This window comes from Micromonospora sp. NPDC005220 (assembly GCF_040607895.1).
Lineage (GTDB): Bacteria > Actinomycetota > Actinomycetes > Mycobacteriales > Micromonosporaceae > Micromonospora.
Map to the genome: position 1 here is coordinate 1 of NZ_JBEXHP010000142.1, position 12664 is coordinate 12664.

At 69.2% G+C, this 12664-nt stretch carries 13 protein-coding genes; 9 read left to right on the top strand and 4 right to left on the bottom strand.

The genetic code is table 11. From position 1 onward, the window contains the following. The first annotated feature begins 123 nt into the window (after positions 1 to 123). From ABZU52_RS29440 to ABZU52_RS29450, 3 genes are all read left to right on the top strand, one after another. Positions 124 to 681: a DUF6193 family natural product biosynthesis protein gene (locus ABZU52_RS29440; RefSeq protein WP_354974210.1), complete on the top strand. Its 558-nt coding sequence runs from the start codon at positions 124 to 126 to the stop codon at positions 679 to 681. A gap of 309 nt (positions 682 to 990) precedes the next feature. Next, positions 991 to 1194, top strand: coding sequence for a hypothetical protein (locus ABZU52_RS29445; RefSeq protein WP_354974211.1), 204 nt, complete (start codon positions 991 to 993; stop codon positions 1192 to 1194). 62 nt (positions 1195 to 1256) lie between these two features. Beyond that, on the top strand, positions 1257 to 1706 hold the full coding sequence (locus ABZU52_RS29450) for a GNAT family N-acetyltransferase (RefSeq protein WP_354974212.1): 450 nt from the start codon (positions 1257 to 1259) through the stop codon (positions 1704 to 1706). Here the strand turns inward: ABZU52_RS29450 and ABZU52_RS29455 are convergent. Then, positions 1663 to 2607 (bottom strand): NAD-dependent epimerase/dehydratase family protein, encoded by a 945-nt coding sequence (locus tag ABZU52_RS29455; protein WP_354974213.1) that lies wholly within the window; start codon positions 2605 to 2607, stop codon positions 1663 to 1665. The two genes, ABZU52_RS29450 and ABZU52_RS29455, sit on opposite strands and share 44 nt — an antisense overlap. A 96-nt stretch (positions 2608 to 2703) precedes the next feature. On the opposite strand from ABZU52_RS29455, the gene ABZU52_RS29460 reads away from it, so the two are divergent. The 3 genes from ABZU52_RS29460 (at position 2704) to ABZU52_RS29470 (ending at position 4678) form a co-directional block, all read left to right on the top strand. Further along, a complete protein-coding gene (locus ABZU52_RS29460) occupies positions 2704 to 3000 on the top strand; it encodes a VOC family protein (protein WP_354974214.1) in 297 nt (98 codons plus the stop codon). Positions 3001 to 3119: 119 nt separating this feature from the next. Next, positions 3120 to 3704, top strand: coding sequence for a hypothetical protein (locus ABZU52_RS29465; protein ID WP_354974215.1), 585 nt, complete (start codon positions 3120 to 3122; stop codon positions 3702 to 3704). Positions 3705 to 3733: 29 nt separating this feature from the next. Beyond that, a complete protein-coding gene (locus ABZU52_RS29470; protein WP_354974216.1) occupies positions 3734 to 4678 on the top strand; it encodes an acyltransferase domain-containing protein in 945 nt (314 codons plus the stop codon). Here the strand turns inward: ABZU52_RS29470 and ABZU52_RS29475 are convergent. Continuing rightward, complete coding sequence (locus ABZU52_RS29475; RefSeq protein WP_354974217.1) at positions 4675 to 5073, bottom strand: nuclear transport factor 2 family protein; 399 nt, start codon at positions 5071 to 5073, stop codon at positions 4675 to 4677. The genes ABZU52_RS29470 and ABZU52_RS29475 overlap by 4 nt on opposite strands. 80 nt (positions 5074 to 5153) lie before the next feature. Between ABZU52_RS29475 and ABZU52_RS29480 the strand changes: the two genes are divergently transcribed. Then, on the top strand, positions 5154 to 5924 hold the full coding sequence (locus ABZU52_RS29480) for a helix-turn-helix transcriptional regulator (protein ID WP_354974218.1): 771 nt from the start codon (positions 5154 to 5156) through the stop codon (positions 5922 to 5924). A gap of 41 nt (positions 5925 to 5965) precedes the next feature. Here ABZU52_RS29480 and ABZU52_RS29485 read toward each other — a convergent pair whose 3' ends face one another. After that, positions 5966 to 8797 (bottom strand): PQQ-dependent sugar dehydrogenase, encoded by a 2832-nt coding sequence (locus ABZU52_RS29485; RefSeq protein WP_354974219.1) that lies wholly within the window; start codon positions 8795 to 8797, stop codon positions 5966 to 5968. Between the two features lie 88 nt (positions 8798 to 8885). Beyond that, the gene (locus tag ABZU52_RS29490) at positions 8886 to 10073 is read right to left on the bottom strand and encodes a ThuA domain-containing protein (protein WP_354974220.1); all 1188 of its coding nucleotides are present in this window, start codon (positions 10071 to 10073) and stop codon (positions 8886 to 8888) included. 570 nt (positions 10074 to 10643) lie between these two features. On the opposite strand from ABZU52_RS29490, the gene ABZU52_RS29495 reads away from it, so the two are divergent. Together ABZU52_RS29495 and ABZU52_RS29500 are read left to right on the top strand one after the other, a co-directional pair. After that, complete coding sequence (locus ABZU52_RS29495) at positions 10644 to 10910, top strand: hypothetical protein (protein WP_354974221.1); 267 nt, start codon at positions 10644 to 10646, stop codon at positions 10908 to 10910. Beyond that, the gene (locus ABZU52_RS29500; protein ID WP_354974222.1) at positions 10907 to 12547 is read left to right on the top strand and encodes an MDR family MFS transporter; all 1641 of its coding nucleotides are present in this window, start codon (positions 10907 to 10909) and stop codon (positions 12545 to 12547) included. The genes ABZU52_RS29495 and ABZU52_RS29500 overlap by 4 nt, the downstream gene beginning before the upstream one ends. The last annotated feature ends 117 nt before the right edge of the window (positions 12548 to 12664 follow it).

The following is a 12664-nucleotide window of genomic DNA, read 5'->3' on the forward strand; positions in this document are numbered from 1 at the left end:
TGTCGATGTCAGCAGTCACGAGCAGACAACGACACCCTTCCCTATGCGGTACGACCACCGCCTCACCAGCTCAGATTTGGGACTCAGTCATCTAGTGAGTCCTCAGTTCGCGACGACCTCACGGTGAGTGCGAGCACCGGTGAACGCCACTTCAGATTCGAAGGCTGGGGGCAGGGGATCCAGTTGATCGTTGGCGACACCGACGACCTGGTCGGAGTCGTCCGGGCGGCGCACGACTGGCGTGCCGGCACGCCGTTGCACGACATCAGGCGCTCGCTGCCATTCGTCGTGCTGACTCGCCGCGGCGAGGTCGTGGAGCAAGGCCCGGCGGGAGTGGTGGCGGCCGAATGGCAGTGGCTCAGGCAGCGCACCGAGGAGGCCGATTGGCCCAACCAGACGGCGCTGATCGAGGCGGCCTACAACGAGCCGAGGCTACGGCAGTTGTACCCGTACACCAGTCACTCCACTGTGAACTTCTCCATCACCACCGGATATCCGTTCTCGCCCAGCCCGGTCAGTCTCAGCGCGCATGGTTCGCGCTCAAACTTCCAGGTCTGGGGACGTCGCGAGGTACTCGGCGAGACCGCAACCGCCACGGAGGCAGTGGCGCTCGCGGTCGCCCACCTTCCGGCCGACCTCGGCCCGGCTGTCGCTGGACGATACGAGGGGCAGCGCCACTAGACACGGCTCTGCATGCCGAGAACGGCCGTGTGATTCCGTCTTCGGGGAGGATGCGGTCGTCGTGACCGCACCTGAGTAGGGAGATTCAGCATGGCGGTCGACGACATCGAGGACGTGATCACCCGGCTGCGCGGCCCTGTAGCCCGCCCTGTGGGTGGGGTTGAAGTCGGTCCACCGCTTCGTAGTACGAAGTGACGACACCGCTTTCGTTCCCCAGGTCGATGGCTCGGCCAGACTCTCAGGCCAGGGTTGATGCAACGTCGCCGCGCGGCGGCGGGGCCCTGACACCAAGGTCGGAAGAGGTCATCCGTGCGCGGGGAAGAGCGACAGAACGGCAAGTGGGCACCCTGGTGGATCTATGTCCCCGTCATTCTCGGCTGCAACTACGTGAAGCAGTACCTGGTTCAGGATCTGCCCGTGGTGGTCAACGCCGTGATCACCATCGTGCTCGTTGGCACGCTCTTCCTGCTCATCACCGCGGTCTATCGCAGCGTGAGACGCGTCGACCGTTAGGTGGTATCGGAGCGGCGCAGCGCGAGCCCACTCGGACGCGACGCCTGGCTTACGCTCACGGCATGTTCCGTACGGCTCGGTCAGCTGACTTGGCCCAGATCATCCGTCTCTACGGACAGTTGAACCCGGACGATCCGGTGCTGGACGACGGCTCGGACGCGGCGGCCTACCAGCGGATCCTCGACACACCCGGGCTGAGTCTCTTCGTCCTCGACCTGGATGGGATTGTCGTCGCCACGACGTACCTCAACGTGATCCCCAACCTCACCCGGTCGGCGTCGCCGTACGCCGTCATCGAGAACGTGGTCGTCGAGGAATCCCGGCGGGGCACCGGTCTGGGTCGGCAGATCATGGCCGGCACGCTCCAGGCCGCCTGGGACGCCGGCTGCTACAAGGCGATGCTGATGACGGGGTCGCGGAACCCGGCTACCCACGCGTTCTACCGCGCCTGCGGGTTCTCCGCCGACATCAAGACGGCGTACCTCGCGCGACCACCGGCGTCGAAGAGCTAGGGAAGGTTTCACGTAGTGCGGCGTCCAGCGCGCGGCCGGTCGTCGGCTCGATGAACAACTCCGCGAGCAGGAGGCCGGCGAGGTAGGTGGGATTGATCCCGGACTCCTTGCGACTGAGGGCCTGCAACGCGCCGCCGAGCCGCAGGGCCGTGCGTGCCGCGCCGGCCGGCAGCCGGACGACCCGGCGGGGCCGACCGACCGACTCGGCGATGCGCCCGATCATGTCGGTCCAGGTGAGGTTCTCGTCGGCGACCGGGATGTCCGTTCCACTGGCCTGCTCCAGGGCGTCGACCGCGACCTCGGCCACGCTGCGCGCGGAGGCCGCGGCGCTGCCGCCGGTCGGGGCGACCAGTGGGGTACGCGAGCGGGCCCACCGGTCCAGCGGACCGGCCCAGTTGGGCAGTCGGTCGCCGGCCCGACCGAAGACGAAGGGCAGTTCGAGTACGGCGACCGGTAGGCCCTCGCCGGCGGCGGCCCGCCCCTCGCGGGCCTGCTCCAGCCTGCACCGGATGTACGTGTGCCGTTCGGCGAGGCGCCACTGCGGGTGGAGCCGGTCGAAGTAGGTGTAGTAGGAGCCCATCACGACGCCCCGGGTGAGCCCTTCGAGGCGGGCGGCGGTGAACAGGCGTACGACCGGGTCGACGTTGTCGCGACGGAACTCGGGATAGATCGGCTTGGGCAGCGGCCGTTGCTCGTCCGTGCGGGTGGCGTAGACGACGCCGTCGTGACCGGCGAGCAACGGCCGCAGTTCCTCGATCGAGGCGGACCCGACATCGAGCAGATGGTCGACGCCCGGCTGGGCGGTACGCGCCACAGTGGTCGCGGCGTGACCACGTTCCCGGAGCACCTCCACGACGTGCGCGCCGATCAGGCCGCTGCCACCCACCACAAGAATTCGCACGGTGCATCGTCCACTCTGGAACCGGCTGGTTGTCAAGCCGCTGCCGCTGCGCCGACGACGCGGTTCGCCCAGAATGGCACCCGGAGGTGATCGAGCGTGGTTGACCAGGAGAGCGTGCCCAAGCTGTGTTCGGTGGTGCTCGACTGCACCGATGCGAGGGCGCTGGCGGAGTTCTATCGACAGCTACTGGGCTTCGTCTACCGGCCCGGTGACGAACCGCCAGCGGCCGGCCAGACCGACGAACGCGGCCGTGACTGGCTGGTGCTGGTCCAGCATGAGCGCGTGCTGCGCCTCGGCGGCCGGCTGTTGTACGACCGCGTCGACGACCCGGACGAGCCGCTGCGCGTGTACGCCGACCTGGCCGGGCATCCCTTCTGCGTCTTCGTCGGCTGAGCGGATTGCCGCCACCTCGTCGATGCGCAGGTTGACAACGGGCGAGGATGGCGTCCGTGACCCCGGCATTCGCATAGGTTGGAGGTACGGAACACCATCGCTGTGAAACGGGGTTGAAGATGCCGGAACCGCGCGCCTTCTGGCTGGACGAGCAGTTCGACCGCGAACACGGCGCCGACGGGCGCGGCCGGTACGAGGCCGAGGTGTTTCGTCGGATCGACGAGTTCGCCGACGCCTGGGGCGACTTCGCACCCGTGGCGTTCGCGGTGACGGCTTGGCGGCTGGCCACCGAACTGTCACCGGGCTTCGTCCGCTGGCACCGCCGGATCATCTCGGCGAGCTGCGCGCGCAGCCCGTGGGACGGCAGCCTGGTCTGCGCGGTGACCGTGGCCTCCCGCTGGCCGGCCGAGCTGACCTGGACCAAGCAGTGGCAGCGCGACCGTGGTTGGCAGAACTGGCCGCAACTGTTCGGCCAGTTCACCACACCCACCGAGCAGGACCAGACGCGCCGCCCGCATCTGCGTGCGTTGCTCCAGGTGGAGGCGCCGGTGCCGCTCGGCGACCTGCCGCCGACGCCCGCCGGTCCGGACGACGACGTCGCCGCGGCCGCGCGCCGGGCCGTGGCGGTACTGGCCCGCGAGCTCAACGACCTCCTCGCGCCGATGATCGGGCAACTCGACGCCGGAGTTCCGGCGGACTCCTGAAATGCCCGCCGGCCGGTAGGGTCGTCGGCGTGGACCTGGACGACATCGCCGCCCGGCTCGGGGTGCCCGTCGAGGACGTCGACCGGGTGCACCGGCTCGCCGGGGACGGACCGTCAGCGCCGTTGCCAGCCAAGGCCGACGCGCCCGCGATCCTCGACCGGCTCGCCGTACCGCCGGACGACGCCGCCGAGATCATGGCCGGCTGGCCCGACCCCGACTCTCCGCTGTGGACGACCGAGCTGCGCTGGCTGCTCGACCGTTCGATCGCGTTGGTCCGTGCCGATTTCACCGGCTACGAGTGGCTGCCGCCCGGCCCGGAGCTGCCCCGGGATCGAGGGCTGGCCTGGCGGCATCTCTACGTGTACGCGTACCTGGCCATGGTCGACGTCGTCCGGGCGTACCACCGCGAGCACGACATCCCCGACACCGTGTCCTGGGCGACCCTCGCCGACCTGGGCCGCAACCTCGCGATCGACCGACGGATGCGCGGTGAGGGCTGGCCGATCATGCAGAGCTGGTTGACGCTGCACTCGCGCGGCAGCGTCTACGAGCTGGGCCGGCTCCAGCACCAGCGCGGCGACGGCGCGATCGGCCTGCACATCCCGGATTCGGGGCCGTTGACGCCGCAGGCGGTCGACGCGTCGCTCGACGAGGCCCGCGCGTTCTTTCCCCGCCACTTTCCCGACGAGCAGTACACTGCGTTCTCCTGCGCCTCGTGGCTGCTCGACCCGCAGCTGCGGGAGTACCTCCCCGAAGACTCCAACATCGTGCGGTTCCAGCGCCGGTTCGAGCTGGAGCCCTACCAGGAGACGGCGGGGCCGGACGCCGACATCGAGGTGCTGCGGTTCGGGTTCCGCACCCTGAGTACGCCGCTGGACGAGCTGCCGCGCCGCACCGTGCTCCAGCGCGCGATCATCGACCACCTCCAAGCCGGGCGCCACTGGCACTGGCGCCACGGCCGGTTCCCGATTTAGCCACGCGCACCGGCAGCCGAGTCCCACCACGCCCCATTGGCGGCTGCCTGGGCGGCCGGCTCGATGATCTCCCACACCTCCGCGATGAACCCCTCGGCGATCCGCAGCACGTCGACCACCACAATCTCCGGCCCCGCATCGGGGAGCCGGCGCCGCGAGTGCACCACGACGTGGTCACCGTCGGCCAGCAGGTGCAGGATGTCGACCTGCATGCCGGCGGTCGGGCCCAGTGCCGCACGGACCGCGGCGAGCCACTGCGCCTTTGTCGACGTCGTCGAATCCGACCGGTGATGGATGAAGTCCTCGCTGAGGGACGAGGCGAGCGTGTCGACGTCGCCCGTATCGATCAGCCCAGCCAACGCACGTCCGACGATGCTCTTGTTCTCGGTGGTCATGGGCGCCAGTGTTTCCCCGGCCCGGGTGGTTGTCGATGACATCGCACTTCATGGCGTCCCGGGCGACGATGAGTAGGCTCATGATCGTGTATGCGGTCGGGGAGCTGCTGCGGCAGTGGCGCAAGCGTCGCGGGCTCAGCCAACTCGACCTGGCCATCGCCGCTGATGTCTCGGCTCGGCACGTCAGCCTGGTCGAGACAGGCAAGTCCACGCCGAGCGCCGACATGATCCTGCGGCTCGCCGCCCAGCTCCACGTGCCGCTGCGCGATCGCAACCAGCTGTTGCTCGCCGCCGGCTTCGCGCCCCGGTACGCGCAGCGTCCGCTCGACGACACCGCCCTGTCCGGCGCCCTCGACGCGGTCCGCCGGGTGCTCCGGGCGCACGAACCGTACCCGGCGTTGGTCTTCGACCGCCGGTGGAACATCGTGTTGACCAACCGCGCGGTCGACCCGTTCTTCGCGCACGTGGCCCCCGACCTGTTGCGGCCGCCGGTGAACCTGGTTCGGCTGGGCCTGGACCCGCGCGGGCTCGCCCCCCTGGTCGTCAACCTGGCGGACGTGCGGGCGGTGTTCCGCAGCCGGATCTCGCGCCAGCTCGCCGCCGCTCCCGACGCGGAGCTCGCCGCGCTCTACGAGGAACTGCTGAACCCGCTGCCCGCCGAGCCGACGAGCCGACGAGCGGTCGACGCCGACGTGGTGCTCCCCATGATCGTCCGGATCGATGGGCGTGAGCTGCGGCTCTTCTCCACCATCACCACCTTCGGCACCCCGATGGACATCACCATCGAGGAGATCGCGGTGGAGTCCTACTACCCGGCGGACCCGGAGAGCGCCGCCTACTTCACGCGGTAGGGCCCGGTCTGGCCACCGACCAGACCGGGCCCCACCACTTGTCAGCTGGTGGTCAGGATGAACCTCTCCCACGCGCCGACCGAGGTGCGGTTGGCTATCAGCGATCCCGCCCCGGCGTTCTCGGCGCACACGATCTGGTTGTTGACCGTGGCGCGCAGGCTCACCGTCCCATCCGAGTTGGTGATGAGCTGGAACGTCTCCCACGATCCGATCGACGTGGCGTTGGCGACCAACGCTGCGGCGCCGGCGTTCGTGGCCGACACGTAGAGCCCGTTGGAGCGCGACTTCAGGGCGATGGCGCCGTTGCCGGCATCCACCCGGTCGAACTGTTCGGTCGTGCCGACACTCGCCTTGTTGGCGATCAGCGCGGTGGTGCCGACCGCCGAGACGTACTGGTTGTTGATCTGCGCGCGCAGCGTGGTCACCGGAGTGGTGGTGCTGGTGCCGGTCGTGAAGGTGAACGCGTCGACGTCGAACAGGTAGCCGGACCCACCTTTGAACACCAGGTACAGCGTGGTCGACGCGGTGGGCGGGTTGCTGATCGTGGCAGACGAATCGACGAACGTCTCCCAGTTGCCGGTCACCGGCACCGTGACGGTGCCCAGCAGGGTGCCGGTGGCCGACCCGGCCCGGACCTCGATCGTGCCACCGGCGCCGGCCGACGACGCCCGTACGGTGATGCGGTTGACGTTGGACAGGTTGTACGGCTGGTACGAGATCCAGTCGTTGTTCTCGATGAACCCGGCCGTGCGGCCACCCTCGGCGTTGGTGTGGTCGGTGGCCTGGACACCGGACTGGGCGCCGAAGTGCTCACCCTGGCGGTGCTTCGGTTGCAGGGTCTTGATGCTGTGCGTGGTCAGCCCGCCGTTGTCGGTGTACGCGGCGTCGAAGACCCCGTAGATGTTGGCGGCCGAGTCGTGCTCACCGTCGGTCGGCAGGGTGATCGAGCCGCTGCACCCGGTCTTCGACGTGATCTGGTGGGCGTGGCTGTCGTGGCCCAGCGCGTAGGTCAGGCTCACCCTGGAACAGTCGATGGTGCCGTCCTGCGGGTCGCTCACCGAGATCGTGTACGGCACCGTGTCACCGAAGGTGAACAACTGCCCGTCGGCGGGCGCGGTGAGCGTCACCGTCGGGGCGGTGTTGCCCACGGTGACGACCAGACTCGCCGTTCCGGACAGGCCGGCCGGGTCGGTGACCTTCAGGGTGGGGGAGTACGTGCCGTTCGTGGTGTACGTCTTCGTGGGGTTCGCCGCCGTGGACGTGGTGCCGTCACCGAAGGTCCACAGGTAGCTGAGTGCCCCACCCTCGGGGTCGGAGCTGCCGGCCGACGAGAAGTTGACAGTCAGCGGGTTGGCCCCCGAGGTCGGGTTCGCCGAGGCGACCGCGATCGGGCTGCGGTTGCCGCCACCGATGTACTCGATCCGGAAGAGCGCCTGGTTGTTCGAGCCGGTGCCGTAGTCCAGCACGTACAGGGCGCCGTCCGGGCCGAAGGCCATGTCCATGACCTGGGTGCCGGTCCACGGGAAGTTGGAGATCTCCCCGCGGGAGCCGTCGGCGTTGACCGCGATGGCCTTGATCCAGCGGCGGCCGTACTCGCCGGCGAAGAACTGGCCGTTGAGCGACTGCGGGAATTTGATGCTGGAGTTGAGCGACGCGTCGTACCGGTAGACCGGCCCGCCCATCGGCGACTCCGAGCCGCTGCCGAACTCCGACGGCGACCCGGAGTCGCCGGCGTACTTGATCCAGGCCGGCTTCGCCGCGGGCAGCGTGGTGAGCCCGGTGTTGCGGAACGAGTTGTTCGTCGGCCCGCCCGTGCAGTTGTACTTCGACTGCGACGGCCCGGACGGGAAGGTGTATTCATTGTATGTTTCGGTGCTCGTGTTGCTGCCGGTGCAGTACGGCCAGCCGTAGTTGCCGGGCGCCGTGATGCGGTTGAACTCGACCTGACCCTGCGGGCCGCGGCTGGAATTGGTGGACCCGGCGTCGGGACCGTAGTCGCCGAGGTAGACGACGCCGGTCGCCTTGTCGACGCTCATCCGGAACGGGTTGCGCAGACCCATCGCGTAGATCTCCGGACGGGTGTTGGCCGTGCCGGGGGCGAACAGGTTGCCCGACGGAATCGTGTACGTGCCGTCCGACTGCGGCTTGATCCGCAGCACCTTGCCCCGCAGGTCGTTGGTGTTGCCCGCCGAGCGCTGGGCGTCGAACTGCGGGTTGCGGTTGGTCCGTTCGTCCAGCGGCGCGTAGCCGGACGACTCGAACGGGTTGGTGTCGTCGCCGGTGGTCAGGTACAGGTTCCCGGCGGCGTCGAAGTCCAGGTCACCGCCGACGTGGCAGCACTGCCCACGGTCGTTGGCGACCTGGAGCACGATCTTCTCGCTGCTTAGGTTGAGCGTGTCGTCGCTGTTGAGGGTGAACCGGGACAGCCGCAGGTGCCCCTTCCACCGGTCCCAGTCGGTCTGGGAGCCGGTGGTCGGCGCGTCCCCGGACGGCGTGCTCAACGTGGGGGAGTAGTACAGGTAGATCCACCGGTTGGTGGCGAAGTTGGGGTCGACGGCGACGCCCTGCAACCCCTCCTCGTCGTGGGTGTAGACGGACAGGGTGCCGGAGACCTTGGTGTTGCCGGCCACGTCGGTCACCCGCAGCACGCCGTTGCGGGCGGTGTGCAGGACCGAACGGTTGGGCAGCACGGCCAGGGACATGGCCTCGCCCAGCTCGGCCGAGCCGGTGGCGAGCTTGACCTGCTGATAGTCGGAGGCGGGGATGACCACCGCCTGGGCGGTGGACGGTGCAGCCACAGCGAGGGCCGCGCTCGCGACGGTGAGGACCGCCGCGAAGAGCGCCCGGGGCCAGCGCCGGGGGTACGAGAGCATGATCGTCCTTTCTCGACGACCGGGGTACGGGCGCGCGGGGGCGCACCACGACCAGGTGGGGTGGTGGAGAACGAGCGGGGGGACCAGGTCAGTTGGTGGTGACCAGGTCGAACTTCTCCCACTGGCCGATGGAGGTCCGGTTGGCGATCAGCGGGGATGCGCCCGCGTTGTCGGCGGAGACGTAGCGGCTGTTCACCGTGGCCCGCAGGCTCACCGTGCCGTCGGAGTTGCGGACGAGCTGGAACGTCTCCCAGGCACCCGCGGTGGCCCGGTTGGCGATCAGCGCGGCGGCCCCGGCGTTCTCGGCCGCGACGTACTGACTGTTGCTCTTGGCGCGCAGCGCCACGTTGCCGTTGGCGAGGTTGACCAGGTCGAACCGCTCACTGGTGCCGACGGCGGTCTTGTTGGCGATCAGCGCGGTGGTCGAGTTGGGCGCGCTCACGTACTGGTTGTTGGCGCGGGCCCGCAGGGTGGAGCCGCTGGCGGTGGGCGGCGGGGTGGTGGTACGCGGCGAGCAGTCGGCCGTCACCGAGCCGGCGGCGACCTGGAGGCCACCGAGCAGCATGCGGGTGAAGTTCGGGTCGGTGTACGACGCCTCGGTGTGCCCGAGGCCGGTGTACCAGGCACGCCCGCCGCCGTACGCCTTGCACCAGGTGATCGGGTGGTCGCCGTTCATGTTGCCGCCGCTGTAGGACGACTCGTCGAGGTTGGCCAGGACCCGCGCGCTGGACCGGGGGTTGGTGCGGTAGTTGTACCACTCGTCGGAGCGGACCCAGGTGGTGCCGAGGTGCGCGGTGGACGGGTTGGTCTGGTCCTCGATCCGTACGGTGGCGGTCTGGATCGCCGGGTGCGAGTCGAACCACGCCCCGACCAGTTGGCCGTACCACGGCCAGCTGTACTCGGTGTCGGCGGCGGCGTGCACGCCGACGTAGCCACCACCGGCGGCGATGTACGACTCGAACGCGGTCTGCTGGCTGGCGTTGAGCACGTCGCCGGTGGTGGAGAGGAAGACCACCGCCTGGTACTGGGCCAGGTTGGAGGTGGTGAACTGGGCGGCGTCCTCGGTCGACGTCACGGTGAAGCCGTTGGCGGAGCCGAGCTGCTGGATCGCGGCGATGCCGTTGGGGATGGATGAGTGCCGGAAGCCGGCGGTCTTGCTGAACACCAGGACCTTGGTCAGGGGTGCCGCCGAGGCGGGGGTCGGCAGGGCGACCAGGCTGGCCAGCATGACGGCCAGGCCGGTGACTAGTGCCAACAGGCGGGGACGGGAACGCATGGTCTTGCTCCTCTGCTGAGCGTCGACCCAGGCGCGCGTCACGGAGCTGTGCGGGCTTGCCGGGGCCGAGGTTGGCGGTGGTACGGAGCCGGGCCGCCGATGCTCGGCTGAGATGGTGCGGGGTGGTGCCGTACCTGTGGGGATCGTCCTGCGGGGAGCGCGACGCTGCGCCGTGCGGGTTGCCGTGCCGGTGCTCCCCGCCCGCCGAGGGGGGAGCGTCGCTACCGCCAGCGCCAGGAGACGGCTGGCGCGGCAGTGGCGACCAATCGCGATCGCGTCACCGAGGTGCCCCACTTACCACAATGGATGGTCAAGGCGCATCGACTTGTATCGCTGACGCAGTAAACCTCCGATGTCTGCGCTCCGTCAAGACCGCGCCCGTTGGCTACCACCCACTGGGCCCTGGGGATTCTGCGGGGAGCCAGGAAGGTCGCGGCCAGGTGGCGGGAGCGCGGTGCCGCGTCGTCGAGGGTACGGGCGGGTGAGCGACCCCTCGAAGAGCAAACTTGCACACTGGGCAAGATCGGTAGATGCTTGCTTGAGGCAACCAACTTTCGTGTGGGAGCAGACGTGGAAAGCGGCGCGCGTGGCGCACGGCCTGGTCGAGCGGCGACCAGACCCGACCGACAGCGGGCGACCTTCCTGGCGGTCACCCCGGCGGGCCGTGCCGCCCTGGCCGACAGCCACCGCTGGTACGGCGAGGTGCTCGAACGAGCGCTCGCCGACTGGACTCCCGGCGAGGTGGCGGCGCTGAGCGCCGCCCTCGGCCGATTCACCGGCGACATCGAGACCGCCCTCGCGAACAACGACAACGACAACCTGGAGGCCGCGCGATGAGCGCACCCACCATCACGGCCGGCGCTGAGCCGATGACCCATCGGCGGACACTGGAAGCGCTCAGTGGCCTGCTGCTGGTGCTCTTCGTCGCGATGCTGAGCAGCACTGTCGTCTCGACCGCGCTACCGAAAATCATCGGAGCGCTGAACGGCTCGCAGAACCAGTACACCTGGGTGGTCACCGCGACCCTGCTCACCGCGACGGCAACCACCCCGATCTGGGGCAAACTCGCCGACCTGTTCAACAAGAAGGCCCTTATCCAGATCGCCATCGTGGTCTTCCTGGTGGGCTCGGTCGTCGCCGGCTTCTCGCAGAGCGCCGGCCAGCTCATCGCCGCCCGCGCGTTCCAGGGCATCGGGGTCGGCGGTCTGCAGGCGCTCGTCCAGGTGGCGATCGCGGCCATGATCCCGCCGCGCGAGCGGGGCCGTTACAACGGCTACCTCGGTGGTGTCATGGCCGTCGCGACGGTCGGCGGCCCACTGCTCGGCGGCCTCATCGTCGACACGTCCTGGCTCGGCTGGCGCTGGTGCTTCTTCGTCGGTGTGCCGGTAGCCGCCATCGCGCTGATCCTGCTCCAGGCCACCCTGCACCTGCCGACCGCCCGGCGTGAGAACGTCAAGATCGACTACCTGGGTGCCAGCCTGATCGCCGCTGGCGTCAGCGCGTTGTTGATCTGGATCTCCTTCGTCGACGGCTCGTTCGCCTGGGCCTCCTGGCAGACCGCGGCCATGGTGGGCGGTTCGCTCGTCCTGCTCGCCCTGGCGGTCTGGGTCGAGTCGCGCGCGGCCGAGCCGGTCGTCCCGCTCGGTATCGTGCGCCAGCACACCACCGCGCTGGCCATCCTCGGCAGCCTCGCGGTCGGCATGGCCATGTTCGGCGGCGCTGTCTTCCTCGGCCAGTACTTCCAGATCGGCCGCGGCTACAGCCCGACCGAGGCAGGCCTGCTCACCATCCCGATGATGGCCGGAGTCCTCGGCTCCTCCATCGTCGCCGGCCGGCTGATCACCAAGAGCGGAAAGATCAAGCCGTACATCGTCGCCGGTTCGATCCTGCTCGTCGCCGGGTTCGCACTGCTCGGCACCATCGACCACGAGACGTCGCTCGTCCTGGTCGGCGCCGCCATGTTCACCGTCGGTGTCGGCGTCGGCATGACCATGCAGAACCTCGTTCTCGCCGTTCAGAACACGGTCTCGCTCAAGGACATCGGCGCGGCCAGTTCCAGCGTCGCGTTCTTCCGGTCGCTCGGGGGCACCATCGGCGTCTCCGTGCTCGGCGCCGTCCTCGCCCGCCGGGTCGGCGACCAGATCACCCGCGACCTCACCGCCGCCGGGATCCCGGCCTCCGGCAGCGCGGGCAGCAGCAACCTCAACATCGCCGCCCTGCCCGAGCAGGTCCAGGACATCGTCCGGGCCGCATACGGCGACGCCACCGGCCACATCTTCCTCATCTCCGCCGCCATCGGGGTCGTCGGCATCATCGCCGCGCTCCTGCTCAAGCCGATCACCCTGCGGACCAGCCTCGACCTGCCGGACGCCGCCACGTCGACGGCCGTCGCCGCCGACGCGATCGACGGCGCTCCCGCCTTCGACCAGGTGCGGGTCGACACCACCCCTGACGGACCGACGGCCCGACGCTGACGTCGGGCAGTCCGACCCGGCGCTAGATGATTGAGTCCTAAATTCTGGCTGCTCAATGGTCGTAGGCGATCAGTGATCGTGGGTTCGGTGCCCCGATGGTGGTGTTGTGCCAGATCA